Source organism: Streptomyces sp. NPDC050509, assembly GCF_044457965.1.
Classification (GTDB): domain Bacteria; phylum Actinomycetota; class Actinomycetes; order Streptomycetales; family Streptomycetaceae; genus Streptomyces.
Genome location: NZ_JBITHL010000001.1, coordinates 121,610 through 139,111, shown reverse-complemented (window position 1 = coordinate 139,111; position 17,502 = coordinate 121,610). Strand labels below are relative to the sequence as shown.

Genomic DNA, 17,502 nt, shown 5'->3' with positions numbered 1-17,502 from the left:
TACACCCAAGCTCCCGAAGCCCAATCCCGTGAGGTATCGATGTCGGAACAAGAAAAGCTCGTCGGCTACCTCCGACGGGTGACCGTCGATCTGCATCAGACGCGCCGGCGCCTTCAGGAAGTGGAGGCGGCGGCGCGGGAGCCGATCGCGATCGTCGGGATGAGCTGCCGCTACCCCGGGGGCGTGCGGACTCCCGAGGAGTTCTGGGAGCTGCTGGCAGGGGCACAGGACGCGATCTCGGCTTTTCCCGAGGACCGTGGCTGGGACGTCGACGCCCTGTACGACCCGGATCCCGACCGGCCGGGAACGTCCTCCACCCGCGAGGGCGGCTTCCTCGGCGACGCGGGGGACTTCGACGCCGACTTCTTCGGGATCTCGCCGCGTGAGGCGCTGGCGATGGACCCGCAGCAGCGGCTGCTGCTGGAAACGGCGTGGGAGGCCGTCGAACGGTCGGGCATCGATCCCGCGTCGCTCAAGGGGAGCCAGGCCGGTGTCTTCGTCGGGGCCGTCGCCCCGGACTACGGCCCCCACCTGCACAAGGCGGCCGGCGACGTCGAGGGCCACCTGATGACCGGCACCGGCCTCAGCGTCGCGTCCGGACGCGTCGCCTACGCGCTGGGCCTGGAGGGGCCCGCGGTGACGGTGGACACGGCGTGCTCGTCCTCGCTGGTGGCCCTGCACCTGGCCGTGCAGTCCCTGCACCAGGGTGACTGCTCCAGCGCGCTGGTCGGCGGTGTGACGGTCATGGCCACGCCCGGTACCTTCATCGGCTTCAGCCGGCAGCGCGGGCTCGCCCCGGACGGCCGGTGCAAACCCTTCTCGGCCGCCGCGGACGGCTTCGGGCTTGCCGAAGGCGCCGGCATGCTGTTCCTGGAGCGGCTCTCCGACGCGCACCGCGACGGCCATCCGGTGCTGGCCGTCGTCCGCGGCACGGCGATCAACCAGGACGGGGCCAGCAGCGGACTGTCCGCACCGAACGGTCCCGCGCAGCAGCGGATGATCCGGGCGGCGTTGGCGAGTGCGGGGCTGACCGCGGGCGAGGTCGACGCGGTGGAGGCGCATGGTACGGGTACGAGGCTGGGTGATCCGATCGAGGCGCAGGCGTTGCTGGCCACGTACGGGCGTGATCGGGTTGGGGACCGTCCGTTGTGGTTGGGTTCGGTGAAGTCCAATATCGGGCACACCCAGGCTGCCGCGGGGGTGGCCGGTGTGATCAAGATGGTGCTGGCCATGCGGCACGGTGTGCTGCCGCCCACCCTGCACGTCGACGAGCCGTCGACGCACATCGACTGGTCCGCGGGCCCGGTGAGGCTGCTGACCGACCCCGTCGTGTGGCCCGAGACGGGCCGACCGCGTCGGGCCGGTGTGTCCTCCTTCGGTATCAGCGGCACCAACGCGCACGCCATCATCGAACAGGCCTCTGATCCGGTGGAGGGCGAAGCGGACGGCGGACCGGATGACGACGCCGTACCGTCCGAGGTGGCCCCGGCGTCGCTCCCGCTTGTCCCGTGGGTCCTCTCGGCCAGGTCCTCGGCGGCCCTGCGTGGCCAGGCCGCCCGGCTGCTGGACCACGTGCGCGGGCATCCGGAGGTGGCCGCGGCGCACACCGGTCTGTCCCTCGGGACCACCCGAACCTCCTTCGACCACCGCGCGGTGGTCCTCGCGCCGGACCACGCGGGCGCGGTGGGCGAACTGGAGAAGTACGTCGCGGGCCACGACACCCCGGGGCTCGTCACCGGGCTCGCACGACGCGGCACCGGGGTGGCGCTCGTCTTTCCGGGGCAGGGAGCGCAGTGGGCCCGGATGGCGGCGGAGCTGCTGGACTCCTCGCCGGTGTTCGCCGCGCGGATGGGCGAGTGCGCCGTCGCGTTGGAGCCGCACGTGGACTGGTCGCTGCCGGACGTCCTGCGGTGCACCGAGGGGGACGGCTGGCTGGGCCGGGTGGACGTGGTACAGCCGGCGTTGTGGGCGGTGATGGTGTCACTGGCCGAGCTGTGGCGTGCGTACGGCGTGGTGCCGGCGGCGGTGATCGGTCACTCCCAGGGGGAGATCGCCGCCGCGTGTGTCGCGGGCGGGCTGTCGCTGGCGGACGCGGCACGGGTGGTGGCGTTGCGCAGTCGGGCGTTGCGGGCGCTGTCGGGCCGGGGCGGCATGGCGTCCGTCGGCCTGTCCGTCGCCGAGGTGCGGGAGCGGCTGTCCGCGTGGCGCGGACGGCTGTCGGTGGCGGCGGTGAACGGGCCCTCGGCGGTAGTGGTGTCGGGTGACACCGACGCACTGGAGGAACTGCTGGCGCGGTGCGAACGCGAGGGAGTACGGGCGCGCAGGGTTCCGGTGGACTACGCCTCGCACTCCGCACATGTGGAGGCGATCGAGGACGAGTTGCTGCGCGATCTCGCGGGGATCGCTCCGCGGTCGTCGGCGGTGCCGTTCTATTCGACGGTGGCCGGCGGGGTGCTGGACACGGCGGAGCTGGACGCCGCCTACTGGTACCGGAACCTGCGGCAGACGGTCCGCTTCGACGAGACGGTACGGGTCCTGCTGGGCGAGGGCTTCCAGGTGTTCGTGGAGGCCGGCGCCCATCCGGTACTCACCATGGGGATCGAGCAGACGGCTGACGACCACGGAACGCAGGCGACGGTGGTCGGGACGCTGCGTCGTGGCGAGGGCGGACCGGCGCGGTTCCTGACTTCGCTGGCCGAGGCGTACGCCGGTGGCGCCGACGTCGACTGGCGGGAGGTGTTCGCCGGTACCGGCGCGCGACGCGTGGAGCTGCCGACGTACGCCTTCCAGCGCCGCCGTTACTGGCTGGGCTCCGGGGCGGCTGAGGCCGGTGACCTGGCGTCGGCAGGGCTGGCCTCGGCCGGGCACCCCTTGCTGGGCGCCGTCGCTCCGTTGCCCGACTCCGGTGGTTTCCTGCTGACGGGCCGTCTGTCGCTCCGTACCCACGCCTGGCTCGCCGACCATGCGGTGCTGGGCCGTGTCGTCCTGCCCGGCACGGCGTTCGTCGAAATGGCGTTGCGAGCGGGAGACGCCGCCGGATGTGATCGGCTGGCAGAGCTCACACTTGAGACGCCGTTGGTGCTGCCCGAGGACGGCGCGGTCCAGGTGCACCTGGTCGTGAGCGGGCCGCGGGAGACGGGGCATCGCGAGTTCGGCGTGTACGCGCGCCACGACGGAGCGCCGGACGACTCGTGGACGCGTTGCGCGCGAGGCATGCTGACCGCCGAGAGCCCGGCGGTGACCTCCCCGGAGCTGAGCGTCTGGCCGCCGGCCGGCGCCCAGGCGGTCGGGACCGCAGGCCTCTACGAAGGGCTGGCGGCCACCGGGCTTGCGTACGGCCCGGCGTTTCGCGGACTGCGCGCCGCCTGGCGCCGAGGCGACGAGCTCTTCGCCGAAGTGGCGCTGGCGGAGGAGGCGCGAATCGAGGCGGGCCGGTTCGGGGTGCATCCCGCGTTGCTGGACGCGGCGCTCCACGTTTGGGCGGTCCATGACGATACGGACACCGCCCCGAGGGCCGGGCGGGTCCGGTTGCCGTTCGTGTGGAGCGGTGTCTCGTTGCACGCGGTCGGGGCTTCGGCGGTGCGGGTGCGGCTGGCGCCGACCGGCGACGGCGGGGTGTCGGTGGCGGTGGCCGACGCGGCGGGGGCACCGGTGGCCTCGGCGGATGCCCTCATGACGCGTCCGGTGGGGGAGGAGGAGTTTACGGCCTCCGCCGGGGTGGAGGAGTGGCTGTACCGCGTGGAGTGGGTGGCCGCTCCGCCGGCCACGGGGCCGGACGCCGGGGTGCAGGGGTGTGCGGTGGTCGGAGAGGATGACCTCGGAGCAGTCGAGGGGCCGACGGTGCAGAGGTATGCGGATCTCGATGAGGTCGGCGAACGTGTGCCCGCTGTCGTGGTGGTGTGTGTTGATGGTGTGAGCGATCAGGGTGTTGTGCCGGGGGTGACCGCGACGGTCGACCGTGTTCTGTCCTTGGTACAGCAGTGGTTGGCCCAGGAGCGGTTCGCCGGGTCGCGGTTGGTGGTGGTGACGCGGGGGGCGGTGGCCGTCGAGGCCGGTGAGGACGTGCGTGATCTGGCCGCGGCCCCCGTGTGGGGACTGGTGCGCTCGGCGCAGGCCGAGCACCCGGAGCGGTTGGTCCTGCTGGACGTGGACGACGCCGGCGTCTCGCCGGACGCCCTGCACGAGGCGGTGTCGACCGGCGAACCTCAGATCGCCGTGCGCAGGGGTGCGGTACAGGTGCCGCGCCTGACCCGGGGCCCGGCGAGCGCAGTGCCGGCGCCCCCGGACGAGGGGCGGCCATGGCGGCTGGAGCCTTCGGGGGAGCGGACGCTGGAGGGGCTGACCCCGGCGCCGGCCGAGGACGCGGCTCGCGAGCTGGGCGAGTTCGAGGTACGCGTCGCCGTACGCGCGGCAGGACTGAACTTCCGCGATGTGCTCATCTCGCTGGGCATGTATCCGGACCACGGGGCGCTGATGGGAAGCGAAGGAGCCGGTGTGGTGGTGGCCACCGGCCCGGGGGTCGAGTCCTGCGCCGTCGGTGATCGCGTGATGGGTCTGTGGACCGGTGGTTTCGGGCCGCTGGCGGTGGCGGACCACCGCACCCTGACCCGGATCCCGGACGGCTGGTCGTTCACCGAGGCCGCGTCGGTTCCGGTCGCGTTCGTGACGGCGCTGTACGCGTTGCGCGAGCTGGCGGCTGTGCGGCCCGGTGAGTCGCTGCTGATCCACTCCGCGGCCGGTGGGGTGGGGATGGCGGCGGTGCAACTGGCGCGGACGTTCGACCTCCAGGTCTTCGCCACCGCCGGCCCTGGCAAGTGGGACGTGCTGCGCGGTCTGGGAGTCGACGACGCGCATCTGGCGTCGTCGCGGTCGGTGGAGTTCGAGCAGCGGTTCCGTTCGGCATCGGGTGACCGTGGTATCGATGTCGTGCTGGACTCCCTGACGGGTGAGTACGTCGACGCCTCGCTGCGGCTGCTCGGCGAGGGCGGGCGCTTCATCGAGATGGGGAAGGCGGACGTGCGGTCAGCCGACGAGGTGGCGGCGGCGCACCCCGGTGTGACATACCGGGCGTTCGACCTGGTGGAAGCGGGTCCGGAGCACATCGGGGCGATGCTCACGGAGATCGTCGGCCTCTTCGAGCAGGGTGCGCTCAAGCGGTTGCCGACGCGGGTGTGGGATGTGCGCCGGGCGGGTGAGGCCCTCCGGTTCATGCGTCAGGCGCGGCACACGGGGAAACTGGTGTTGAGCGTTCCGGCCGCCTTGGACCCGGAGGGGATCGTCCTGGTGACGGGGGCGGGGGGCGTGCTGGGTGGCCTGGTGGCCCGGCATTTGGTGGCCGAGCGCGGGGTGCGTCACCTGCTGCTGGTCAGTCGTCGTGGCCCGGCGGCCGAGGGCATGCCGGAGCTTGAGAGGGAGCTGACCGGCATGGGGGCGTCGGTGACCGTCGCCGCATGCGACGTGGCCGATCGCGACGCCCTGGCGAAGGTACTGGCGGGGTTGCCCGGGGGGCGTGGGGTGACGGGCGTGGTTCATGCCGCGGGGGTGTTGGACGACGGGACGGTGATGTCGCTGACGCCCGAGCGGGTCGCCGCGGTGCTGCGGGCGAAGGTGGCGGGGGCGTGGAACCTGCACGAGCTGACCCGGCACCACGATGTCGCGCTGTTCGCGCTGTTCTCGTCGGCCGCCGGTGTGTGGGGGTCGGCGGGGCAGGCGAACTACGCCGCGGCGAACACGTTTCTGGACGGGCTTGCCGCGCATCGTCATGCGGTGGGTCTGCCCGGTGTGTCGTTGGCGTGGGGCATGTGGGCCGAGCGTTCCGGTATGACGGAGCACCTCGATGAGGCGGATCTGTCGCGGATGGCGCGGGTCGGTGTGGTGCCGTTCTCGTCCGACGAGGGGCTGCGGCTCTTCGACGCGGCGCACGCCCTGGCCGAGAGCCTGGTGGTACCCGCCCGGCTGGACACCGGTGCCCCGGCCGCCTCCGGCACCGCGATCCCCGCCCTGCTCAAGGGACTCGTACGACGGCCGGTCCCCGCACGACGCACCCCCCTCCACGTCGAACCGCGCCGCCCGGTCGGCAAGGCCACCGAACTGCGGCAGAGGCTGCTCGGCATGAGCCGCGCCGACCGCGGCCACACCGTGCTGGAGCTCGTCCACGCGCAGGTGCTGGCCGTGCTGGGGCACTCCACGCCGGACGCGGTCGAGTCCGACCGGGCGTTCAAGGATCTCGGCCTCGACTCGCTGACAGCGATCGAGCTGCGGAATCTGCTCAGTGCGACGACCGGGCTGCGCCTGCCTGCCACGCTCGCCTTCGACTACCCGAACAACAAGGCGCTGAGCGAGTACATCCTGGCCGAACTGGTGGGGCGGGCCGACACCGATGGCGCGGCGGCGACGTCCCCGGCCGGCCGAAGCGAGGGCGCGTCCGAGGACGACCGCATCGCGATCGTCGGGATGAGCTGCCGCTACCCGGGCGGAGTGACGTCCCCCGAAGAGCTGTGGCAGCTCGTCGTCTCCGGCGGGGACGCGATCGGCGGACTGCCCACCGACCGTGGATGGGATCTCCAGGGCATCTACGACCCGGACCCCGACGCGCCCGGCAGGACGTACGCGCGCGAGGGCGGTTTCCTCTACGCCGCAGGCGAGTTCGACGCGGAGTTCTTCGGGATCTCACCGCGTGAGGCACTGGCGATGGACCCGCAGCAGCGTCTGGTGCTGGAGACCTCGTGGGAGGCGCTCGAACGCGCCGGGCTGGTCGCGTCGTCGCTGCGCGGCAGCAGGACGGGTGTCTTCGTCGGCTCCCACTACCAGGAGTACGGCCCGCGGCTGCACGAGGCGGTGGAGGGTTTCGAAGGCCACCTGATGACGGGGACCGCGGCCAGCGTCCTGTCCGGGCGCGTGGCGTACGCCTTCGGTTTCGAGGGACCCGCGGTGACGGTGGACACTGCGTGTTCGTCGTCGCTGGTGGCCCTGCACCTGGCGGTACGGTCGCTGCGTCAGGGCGAGTGCGATCTCGCGCTGGCCGGCGGTGTCGCCGTCATGCCGGATCCCGGCCCGCTCATGGGGTTCAGCAGGCAGCGCGGTCTCGCACCCGACGGGCGGTGCAAGACGTTCGCGGCGGCAGCGGACGGGACGTCGCTCGCCGAAGGCGTCGGTGTGTTGGTGGTGGAGCGGTTGTCCGACGCTCGGCGGCGGGGGCACCGGGTGCTGGCGGTGGTGCGGGGTTCCGCGGTGAACCAGGACGGTGCGTCGAACGGGCTGACGGCGCCGAACGGCCCGTCACAGCAGAGGGTGATCCGGGCGGCGCTGGCGGATGCGGGGGTGTCGGCGGCGGAGGTCGACGCAGTGGAGGCGCACGGGACGGGGACGAGGCTGGGGGACCCGATCGAGGCGCAGGCGTTGCTGGCCACATACGGGCGCGAACGGGCGGGCGGAGGCCGGCCCTTGTGGCTGGGGTCGTTGAAGTCGAACGTGGGGCACACCCAGGCGGCTGCCGGTGTGGCAGGCGTGATCAAGATGGTGCTCGCGCTGCGGCACGGCGTGCTGCCGCCCTCGCTGCACATCGACGAGCCGACACCGCACGTGGACTGGTCGGCCGGTGGGGTCGAGCTGCTGCGGGACGCGGTGGAGTGGCCCCGGGAGGGAGGGCCGAGGCGTGCGGGCGTGTCGTCGTTCGGGATCAGCGGGACGAACGCGCACGTGATCGTGGAGCAGGCTCCGCAGGAGGAGCGTGCGGAGACACCGGCGGACGACGTGGGCGTGGTGGCGTGTGTGGTCTCCGGGCGTTCGGAGGCGGCGTTGCGTGCGCAGGCGGAGCGTCTGGCGGAGCTCGTACGGGCCGACGACGGCTTGTCGCCGGCACAGGTGGGGTCGTCGCTCGTGACGTCCCGGTCGGTGTTCGAGCACCGGGGTGTGGTGCTCGCTGCGGGGCGTGACGGGCTGGTGGCGGGCCTTGCGGCTCTGGCGTCGGGGAAACCGGCGGCCGGTGTGGTGCGCGGCACCGTTCTCCCCGGGAAGTCGGCGGTGCTGTTCTCGGGACAGGGCAGCCAGCACATCGGCATGGGGCGGGGGCTGTACGCGAGGTTCCCGGTGTTCGCGGAGGCCTTCGACGCGGCGTGCGCGCGGTTCGACGCCCTGCTGGAGCGGCCGTTGCGGGAGGTCGTGTTCGGGGACGAGACAGCCTTGGCCCGGGCGGATTTCACGCAGTGTGGGCTGTTCGCGGTCGAGGTGGCCCTGTTCCGGTTGGTGGAGTCGTGGGGTGTGCGGCCGGACTTCGTGGGTGGTCATTCGTTGGGGGAGGTGGTGGCCGCACACGTGGCGGGGGTGCTGTCGCTGGACGACGCCTGTGCGCTGGTGGCGGCTCGGGGCCGGCTGATGGGGCAGTTGCCCGAGGGCGGGGTGATGGTGTCGGTGCGGGCGGCGGAGGCGGAGGTGGTGCCGTTGCTGGTGGGGCGCGCGGACGAGGTGAGCGTCGCGGCGGTCAACGGTCCCGCGTCCGTCGTGCTCTCGGGAAGGGAGGCGGCGGTCGCCGAGGTCGTGGGGGCGTTGCGGGAACGGGGCGTGGAGACGAAGCGGCTGAAGGTGTCGCACGCCTTCCACTCGCCCTTGACGGAGCCGATGCTCGCCCCGTTCCGCGAGGTGGTGGACGGGCTCTCCTTCCGCGCGCCGCACCTTCCAGTGGTGTCGAACGTGACCGGCGAAGTGGCCTCGGCCGAGGAGTTGTGCGCGCCCGGTCACTGGGTGCGACACGTGCGGGAGACGGTGCGCTTCGCCGACGGGGTGGCGGCGCTGGCCGGACGGGGAGTCACGACGTTCGTCGAACTCGGTCCTGACGGTGTGCTCTCCGGGATGGGGCACGAGTGCCTGCCCGATGCGGTGTTCGCGCCGGTCCTGCGCGGGGACGTGGACGAGACCGGATCCGTCGTCGACGGGCTCGCCCAGGCGTACGTGCGGGGCCTGGCGGTGGACTGGCCGGCCGTCATCGCCGCCGGCGGCTCCTTGCCGCAGCGTGTGGACCTGCCGACGTACGCGTTCCAGCGGGAGCACTTCTGGCTGTGCTCGACCGCCGGGACCGCTGCGACGACCGCCGGTGACACGGCGCCCGGCGGGCCGGCGGACGCCGGTTTCTGGGAGGCGGTGGAGCGCGGTGACACGAGCGCGCTCGCGAGGGAGCTGTCGGTCGAGGACGGAGACGCAGCGGGTGAGTCGCTTGCGGCGGCGCTCCCGGTGCTGTCGGCGTGGCGGCGGCGTCGGCGGGAGCGGGGATCGGTGGACGCGTGGCGCTACCGGGTGGCGTGGTCGCCGGTGGCCGGTGGGACGGGCAGGCCGACGGGAACATGGCTGGTGGTCGTCCCCGAGGGGCACAGCGCGGACGCGTGGATGTCGCACGTCGTGAAGTCGGTGGAGGGGCGCGGGGCGTCCCCCGTGGTCGTGGAGCTGGCGCCGAGCGCCACGGACGGCGGCGCGGTGGCCGAAAGGTTGCGCGCGGCGCTGACACAGGCCGGTGACACGGGGATCACCGGCGTGCTGTCGTTGCTGGCGCTGGCGGAGGGACGGCACGCGGTGTGCGGGTCGGTGCCGCTGGGAGTGGCGTTGACGCTGGCCACGGTGCAGGCCGCGGGCGAGTTGGGGGTGCGCGCCCCGGTCTGGTGCGTCACCCGCGGGGCCATGTCCGTGAACGGCGCGGAACGGGTGCGGAGCACGGAGCAGGCCGGAGTGTGGAGCCTGGGACGTGTGGCCGGCCTTGAGGCGCCGGAGAGCTGGGGCGGGGTGGTGGACCTGCCGGACGTGCTGGACGGGTGGGTCATGGATCGTCTGGCCTGGGTACTCGCCGGCGGCTCGGGCGAGAGCGAGGTGGCGGTCCGAGGCGCGGGTGTGTTCTGTCGCCGTGTGGTGCGGGCCGCCACGGACGGACATCGTGGTGCCGGGTGGCGACCCTCGGGAACCGTCCTGGTCACGGGCGGTACGGGAGCGTTGGGCAGGCACGTGGCGCGGTGGCTGGCACGCGCAGGCGCCGAGCGCCTCGTTCTCGTGTCCCGCCGTGGCCCCGGGGCCGACGGCGCGGACGAAGTGCGCAGGGAACTGGAGGAGCTGGGTACGCGGGCGGAGGTGGTGGCCTGCGACGTGGGCGACCGGAGGGCCGTCGCCGAGCTGGTGGCGCGCGTGACAGCGCGGGCACCGTTGACGGGAGTCGTTCACACGGCCGGCGTTCTGGACGACGGTGTGCTGGAGGGGCTGACCGTGGAGCGGTTCGAGGAGGTCCTGCGGTCGAAGAGCGAGGCGGCGTGGCATCTGCACGAGGCCACGCGGGACCTGGGGCTTTCGGCGTTCGTGCTGTTCTCCTCGTTCGCGGGCGTCGTGGGTTCCGCCGGGCAGGCGAACTACGCGGTCGCGAACGCGCTCGTGGACGCCCTGGCCGAGCAGCGGCGGGCCGAGGGGCTGGCGGCCACCTCGGTGGCGTGGGGGCCGTGGGCCGACGAAGGCATGGCCGTCCGCAGCAGCGAGGCCGGCGGCAACGTCCGGCGCAGCGGTCTGACCCCGATGGACCCGCGGTCGGCACTCATGGCGATGGAACGGTCACTGGCGGAGGACGGGACCTCCGTCGTCGTCGACGCCGACTGGCATCGCTTCACCGCAGCGTCCGAGGCCCGCTTCGTGGAACGGCTGCTCAGCGGGATCCCGGAAGTACGGCGGCTTGTGACGGACGCGGCCGACGGCACCGATGCGACACGGGCCGAGGATCCGGCCGCCCTCGCCGGGCGCCTGCGATCACTGCCCGAGACCGAACGGAGCCGGGAACTTCTGGAACTCGTACGCTCCCATGCCGCCGCCGTGCTGGGGCACACCGGCATGGACGCGATTGCCCCCGGCCGCCGCTTCACGGAGATGGGGTTCGACTCCCTGACCGCCATGCGCCTGAGCAACCGGATCTGCGCCGCCACGGGCGTCCAGCTCACCGCTGCGACGGTGTTCGCCCACATCACGCCGACCGCTCTGACCGACCACCTGCTCGCCACGTACGCGGCTCCCCCCGGGCGTCCGAGGCCCCGGCTGCGGCTACGGGAGCGGGCATGACGGCGTCGGCCGCTACCGGGCAGGCCGGGACACACCGCGCGTCCGCGGCCCTCGCGGACGCCCCGGTTCCACCTCAACACCCACGCGCCGACTTCCACCGTGCTCGACGTCGCCGTCCTGCGCTACGTGGTGGGCGGTTCTCCGCGGGGTGTTCCGGGCGCTCCACCGTGGGGGCCCGACGAGACCTTGCTCAGCGCGTAACCGTGGCTCTTGCCGATGCCGGGCTGACCGCCCACGCGTGATGCTGGCAGAAGTTCGGAGACCCCTTGCCCACACCGGCGAACGACATGAAAGGCAGGGAAAGGCGTGAATTCTGCTGATGAGTCAGATTACGACGTAGTGGTCGTCGGGGGTGGTCCTGGCGGATCCACACTTTCGACGCTGGTGGCACTCCAGGGCTATCGGGTGTTGCTCCTGGAAAAGGAGGTTTTCCCGCGGCACCAGATCGGCGAGTCACTGCTCCCCTCCACCGTGCACGGGATCTGCCGCCTCCTCGGAGTCACGGAGGAGCTGGAGAATTCCGGCTTCATGAAGAAGCACGGCGGTACCTTCCGGTGGGGGCTCAACGCTGAGCCCTGGACCTTCGATTTCTCCGTTGCCACGAAATTCTCGGGCCCGACCTCTTACGCTTACCAGGTCGAGCGCATGAAGTTCGACAAGATCCTTCTCGACAACGCCCGCAGCAAGGGTGTGGATGTCCGCGAACGCTGCGAGGTCGTGGCGGTTCTTGAGGAGGGGAACCGGATCTGCGGTGTGCGGTACGACGACGCCGAAGGCGTCCGGCGGGAGGTCCGTGCCCGATTTGTGGCGGACGCCTCGGGTAACAAGAGTCGAATTCACCGGCGGATCGGCGGTGCACGCCAGTACTCGGAGCTGTTCCAGAACATCGCCGTATTCGGTTATTTCACCGGCGGAAAGCGCATGCCCGCCCCCGGGACGGGCAACATCATCTGCGCGTCATTCGACCTCGGCTGGTTCTGGTACATCCCCCTCTCCGATGAGCTCACCAGCGTCGGCGCGGTGCTCAGGCGTGAGGCGCTGGAACGCCTCCGGGACGGGCCCCGGGAAAAGGTGCTGGCAGGCCTGATCGAAGAATGCCCACTCATTGCCGACTACCTGTCGGATGCGGAGCGGGTCACGGAGGGGCCCTACGGGGAGGTCCGCGTCCGCAAGGATTACTCCTACATCCAGGAGAAGTTCTGGCGGCCCGGCATGGTGCTGGTCGGCGACGCAGCCTGCTTCATCGACCCACTGTTCTCCTCCGGCGTTCATCTGTCCACGTACAGTGCCCTGTTGGCGGCCCGGTCGATCAACACCACACTGCGCGGTGCCATCGACGAGGCCGACTGCTTCCGAGAGTACGAAGCCCGTTACCGCAGGGAGTACGACGTGTTCCACGACTTCCTGGCCGCTTTCTACGACCTCCAGAAGGACGAGCACGCGTACTTCCGTGAGGCGAAGAGCGTGATCGGGAGTTCCGCCTCGGCCGAGGAGTCGTTCGCGGAACTGGTGGGCGGCGGCGCGTCCGACGAGAAAGCGCTGATCGGTACGGCGCCCTCCGTCAGCCGGGAACGCAGGGCGGACCTGCTGGAGCGGTCGCGGAAGATCCACTGGCAGGGATCCCGGGTTCAGGTCCAGGCGGTCTTCGGCGAGAGCGTGGGGGACGACCCCCTGTACGAGGGCGGTCTGGTCGAGTCACCCGACGGCATGCACTGGGCCCGCTCCGAACAGCCCGCTCCCTGAGGGACCCCCACGGGCTGACCGGCCACCGGCGGGTGCGGTGGTGCTCCTGGCGCCCCGCCGTGGTCGCCCCCGAGGTCTCGACGAGGCCTTTCTCACGACGTCGGCGCGTCCGCCCGGGACGCGTCGACGTCGATCTCGATGCCGGCGACCGCGAGCAGACGCCCCGTACCGGAGTCACGCATGGCCATGTCGGCGATCTCGATCCGCGGACGCGCCGTGCTGCGCCACCTGCGCACCTTGATGGTGAACACCGCGCCCGGGTCCGCGTTGCCGAAATACCCGACCTTCTGGTCGACCACCTTGCGCCGCAGGAACTGCGCGTCGCTGCGGCCGAGCGACCGCCACACGCGCAGCAGGGCCGTGTCGAAGATCGAGAAGTACGAGGCGAAGTACACGAGCCCGGCGCCGTTGAGGTCGCGCACGACGTCCAGCGCGTACTCGGACGTGTGGGCCGGCCCGGCCGTGACCAGGCCGGGCGGCCCCGCCGAGTAGAAGCTGCCCGCCTCGCGGGCGCGTCCGACGAGGGTGCGCGGGGAGTGGGCGTTGGGCAGCCGGGGGAGGCCGCCGTAGGAGAAGTCCGGGGGCGCGACCTGGGACAACTGCTGGTTGCTGCCCGGGCGTTCACGGGCGATCCAACGGTTGAAGTTCTCGGCGTAGAGACAGTCCGGGTGGGGGCGCTCGTACAGCTCCGCGGGGGCCAACGGAGCGTCGGCCAGGCCCAGCCTCGCCGGCGCGAGCCGGTGGAGCGTGATCACGCCCTGGCTGCCGAACTGGAACACCCGGGAGCTCACCTGGAGTTCGTCGCCGAAGGCGAGGCCGTGGGGATGGACGACGTCGCCGCCGCGTACGTGGAAGTAGTAGAAGGACAGGTAGGCGGGCTGCCCTTCGGAGGTGCGGGCCGCGTGCACGTTGGTGCGGCAGGCGGCGGCCACCGCTTCCCAGGTCCAGTCCCCGATCTGACCGAAGACGAGTGATCCGCCACTGCACATGCCCGGGGCGACGACCACATGGCGGGACAGCGAACTGTCGTCAACCATCCGGACGGGCTGTGCCGTAGTGCTCCGGTTCACTGTTCCCACCTTTCCGCTCGGGCTGATCGGGGCTGACCGGGCTGTTCGCGGGGCCGGCTCACCGGGGGTGGCCGGGGGTCACCGTTCTGCCGCTCGTGACTCACCTGCTCCGGCTCCGGCCGACGTCCTCGTGAGCCATTCGGCCGATGCGGCGAGGAAGGCGTCGTTGTCCTCGGCGCAACCGATCGACACGCGCACGCCCTCGCCCGGAAACGTCCGCACGGCGATGCCCTTGCCCGTGCACCACCTGCCGAACTCGGCCGAGGCATCGCCCAGCCGGAGCCAGAGGAAGTTGGCGTGGCCGGCCGGAACGTCCCAGCCGTGGGCCGCCAAGGCGTCCCGGACCCTGCCGCGTTCCGCGACCGTGGCGTCGACGCGGCGCAGCAACTGGTCGTCGAGCCCGAGGGCCGCCACGGCCCCTCGCTGCGCGACCCCGTTCACCGCATAGGCGAGGCAGGCCTTGCGCAGTTGCTCGGTCACGCGGGGATGACCCACGAGGTAGCCGACCCGGAGGCCGGCGAGTCCGTAGGCCTTCGAGAACGTGCGCAGCACCACGAGGTTCGGGTGCGCCGCGCAGAGGTCCAGGCCGCTTGAGGCGGCCGGCTCGCGCGTGTACTCGTAGTACGCCTCGTCGAGGGCGACCAGGCAGGTCGCCGGGGTGCGCGCCAGGAACGTCCGCAGAGCCTCCCCGGTGACCACCGTGCCCGTCGGATTGTTGGGATTGCAGATGAGGACCAGCCGCGTGGCGCCCGTGACCCGGTCGGCCATGGCCGGGAGGTCGTGCGCGCCGTCGACCAGGGGCACCCGCACGGAGCGCAGGCCGGCGAGGTCGGCGAGAACGGGGTAGAGCTCGAACGACCGCCAGGCGTACACGACCTCGGTGCCGGGGTCGCCGACGGATTGCATCAGCGTCTGGAGGAGCGCGACGGACCCCGCGCCCACCACGACCCCGTCGTCCGTGATCCCGTGCCTCCGCGCGATCGCACGCGTCAGCTCGCCGCACCCCGGGTCGGGGTAGCGGTTCACCGTCGAGGCCGCATCCGCGATCGCTTCCGCGATGCCCGGCAGCGGGTCGTGGGGAGATTCGTTCGCCGACAGCGGGCGCGTGCGCGCCGCCGTATGCACGCCCTCGGTCGCCTGGTATGCGGTGAGACGGCCGAGGACCGCGCGGAGTCGGGGCAAGGACAAGGGGACTCCCAAGCTCGCAAGGCCGGTGCATCGTGGTCCGGTGGGTTGTCCGGTGGTCGTGGGACAGGCTCAGGGGCGCCCCTCGGCGGTCTCGGCTCCGGCGCGCGGCAGCCGCTCCTCCAGCAGACGCCCGATGTCCGCGACCGTGGCGGCGTCCAACAGCTCGTAGTCGTGGATCTCGATGCCGAGCCGGGTGTGCAGCAGCGCCGCCAGTTCCACCGCGGTGAGGGAGTCGAGGCCCACCTCCTCGCGGCGGGCCGTCGGTACGATGTCCTCCTCCCTCATCTGGAGGCCGTCCACCAGGATTCCTTTGAGTACCTCGTACATGGCTTGTTCCTCTTTCGCCGTCACAACTGACCGGAGGGCCGTGGTTCCCGGGCGGGCCGGCCGCTGCGGGCCTCCTCCCGCAGGGTGAGTGCGACGTCCACGATGAGGTCTTCCTGGCCGGCCACCGCCTGGCGCTCGCCCAGCTCGAAGAAGACATCGCGCGGGTCGACCCCTTCGCGCCGGGAGACATCGAGGACCCGGTTCTTGAAGCCGGAGAACACTCCGGACAGGCCGCTGACGACGCCGACGGAGTCGATGGTCGGCGGGGCGGGCATCAGCTCGCGTCCGGCGAGGTCCGCCGCGTCCAGGAGACCGTACAGATCGATGCCCGTGGCGAATCCCATCCGCTCCAGCACGGGTACCAGGACCTCCAGTTGGGTGTTGCCGGCCCCAGCTCCGAAGCCCCGGGCACAGGCGTCCACGATGACCGCCCCCGCCTCGACCGCGGCGACCGAGTTGGCGACGGCCATACCGAGGTTGTTGTGCCCGTGGAACATCACCGGTACATCGACGGCCCGGCGGATGGCGCCGACGCGTTCCGTCACGTCCGCCGGCAGGAAGTGACCGGAGGAGTCGAGAAACCCCACCCCGCTCGCCCCGTACTCCACGAGCCGGGCGCACTCCTCCGCCAACTGCCGGGGAGTGGCCATGTGGCTCATCAGGAGAACGCCGTGCGCTTCGACACCGGCGTCGCGGAGGAACCCCAGATGCCGCTCGGCGAGGTCCCCCTCGGTGCAGTGTGTGCCGATCCGTATCATGTCGACGTCGTGGGCGATGGCCCTCTTGAGGTCCTGGACGGTGCCCCATCCGGGGATCATGAAGGCGGCCATCCTGCTGTTCGGCAGCGCCTCACGTACGACGGACAGCATCTCGTCGTCGCCGAGCCGCGCCCGGCCGGCCTGGAGGGAGGACGCGCCCAGGCCGTTGCCGTGCCCCACTTCGACCACCGGAACACCCGCGGCGTCCGCGGCCGCCGCGTACCTGCGGAGCTGGTCGGGGCCGAGGGCGTGGCGGACCGCGTGATGTCCGTCGCGCAGGGTCGGATCATGGACGAGAACCGGCTTCCGCCCGCCGCTCTTCCTGTCTGCCGTCCCGGTCACGACATCACCGCCCCGGCCGTCGGGACGTGGGCCGCCGCGTACAGTTCGGCGACCTGGAGCGCGGCGGAGTTGATGATGTCGAGGTTGCCCGCGTACCGCGGAATGCGGTCACCGGACGAGGTGACCTCGATGGCGACGAGGGCCTTCCCGCCGTCCACGACGCACGCCGTGACCTCGAAGCCACCGGCGAACGCCCGGACCGGTTCCGTCGCGGTCGCCACGACCGCGCGTACCGATTCCGCGGTCAGCCCTTCCCCCAGCACGGACATGGCGACCCGGAAGGTCGCCGGCGGCCTGGCGGGGCTCACATTGAGGATCGCCTTGACATCCTTGACCCCGGTGAAGCCACGGACCGCGTCCTCGGTGGTCTCGATGTACTCGTCGAGATTCCGCCGGGTGGACGGGCCCACACTCTGACTGGCCGCGGTGGCCACCACCTCGACGTAGTCGATCCGGTGCCGCCGCGCGATCGCGTGCAGGATCGGGATCGACGCCTGGCCGCCACAACTGATCATGTTGATGTCGCCGTGGTCCAGGACATCCGCCCCGTTCACGGTCGGGACCACCATCCGCCCCACCTTGCTCGGCGTCAGGTCGACGAGCATCGTCCCGAGGGGCCTCAACCGCTCCGCGTGCTCGGCGTGCGACACGGCGTTGGTGGCGTCGAAGACCACGTCGAACGGGTCCGGAGCGCCGACCAGGGACTCGACGCCGCCCGTCGCGGTCGGCAGCCCGAGCCTGGCCGCGTGCCGCAGACCCGGCGTGTCCTCGTCGCGTGCCACGACCAGCCGGCAGTCGAGGGAGCGCGAACGCATGATCTTGGCCGCAAGGTCCACTCCGATGAGGCCGGCGCCGAGCACCGCCGCGGACAGTCGCCCGGTTCTTCTCCTGGCTGTACTCATGGCTGTGCCGCCCTTCCTTGTGTGCAGACCTGCCTTGACGAGCCCTGGTACGGCGTTCCGGTCGGAAGGACGGTTGCCCAGGGCCTCTCGTTTGGATCT

At 71.8% G+C, this 17,502-nt stretch carries 7 protein-coding genes; 2 read left to right on the top strand and 5 right to left on the bottom strand.

Features of this window, described 5'->3' with window-relative positions:
* The first annotated feature begins 39 nt into the window (after positions 1 to 39).
* Entirely contained in the window at positions 40 to 11,073 is an 11,034-nt protein-coding gene (locus ACIBJC_RS00470; protein WP_399285779.1) for a type I polyketide synthase, read from the top strand.
* A 306-nt stretch (positions 11,074 to 11,379) separates the two neighbouring features.
* Positions 11,380 to 12,816, top strand: a complete 1,437-nt coding sequence (locus tag ACIBJC_RS00465) for a tryptophan 7-halogenase (protein WP_399285777.1) — start codon at positions 11,380 to 11,382, stop codon at positions 12,814 to 12,816.
* Positions 12,817 to 12,908: 92 nt separating this feature from the next.
* Here the strand turns inward: ACIBJC_RS00465 and ACIBJC_RS00460 are convergent, their stop codons facing one another.
* The 5 genes from ACIBJC_RS00460 to ACIBJC_RS00440 all read right to left on the bottom strand — a co-directional run bounded on the left by ACIBJC_RS00460 (position 12,909) and on the right by ACIBJC_RS00440 (position 17,403).
* The gene (locus tag ACIBJC_RS00460) at positions 12,909 to 13,853 is read right to left on the bottom strand and encodes an LnmK family bifunctional acyltransferase/decarboxylase (protein WP_399285775.1); all 945 of its coding nucleotides are present in this window, start codon (positions 13,851 to 13,853) and stop codon (positions 12,909 to 12,911) included.
* A gap of 111 nt (positions 13,854 to 13,964) precedes the next feature.
* Positions 13,965 to 15,074 (bottom strand): histidinol-phosphate transaminase, encoded by a 1,110-nt coding sequence (locus tag ACIBJC_RS00455; protein WP_399285773.1) that lies wholly within the window; start codon positions 15,072 to 15,074, stop codon positions 13,965 to 13,967.
* A gap of 69 nt (positions 15,075 to 15,143) precedes the next feature.
* Positions 15,144 to 15,401: an acyl carrier protein gene (locus ACIBJC_RS00450; RefSeq protein ID WP_399285771.1), complete on the bottom strand. Its 258-nt coding sequence runs from the start codon at positions 15,399 to 15,401 to the stop codon at positions 15,144 to 15,146.
* Between the two features lie 20 nt (positions 15,402 to 15,421).
* Positions 15,422 to 16,501: a 4-hydroxy-2-oxovalerate aldolase gene (gene dmpG / locus ACIBJC_RS00445; RefSeq protein ID WP_399285769.1), complete on the bottom strand. Its 1,080-nt coding sequence runs from the start codon at positions 16,499 to 16,501 to the stop codon at positions 15,422 to 15,424.
* Positions 16,498 to 17,403 (bottom strand): acetaldehyde dehydrogenase (acetylating), encoded by a 906-nt coding sequence (locus tag ACIBJC_RS00440; RefSeq protein WP_399285767.1) that lies wholly within the window; start codon positions 17,401 to 17,403, stop codon positions 16,498 to 16,500. Before ACIBJC_RS00440 ends, dmpG begins: the two co-directional genes overlap by 4 nt.
* Positions 17,404 to 17,502: the final 99 nt, after the last annotated feature.

What these genes read in the sequence shown, in the direction of transcription:
- ACIBJC_RS00470 (WP_399285779.1), top strand. Translation starts at nt 40, where the DNA reads ATGTCGGAACAAGAAAAGCTCGTCGGCTACCTCCGACGGGTGACCGTC.
- ACIBJC_RS00460 (WP_399285775.1), bottom strand. Translation starts at nt 13,853, where the DNA reads ATGGTTGACGACAGTTCGCTGTCCCGCCATGTGGTCGTCGCCCCGGGC.
- ACIBJC_RS00450 (WP_399285771.1), bottom strand. Translation starts at nt 15,401, where the DNA reads ATGTACGAGGTACTCAAAGGAATCCTGGTGGACGGCCTCCAGATGAGG.
- ACIBJC_RS00440 (WP_399285767.1), bottom strand. Translation starts at nt 17,403, where the DNA reads ATGAGTACAGCCAGGAGAAGAACCGGGCGACTGTCCGCGGCGGTGCTC.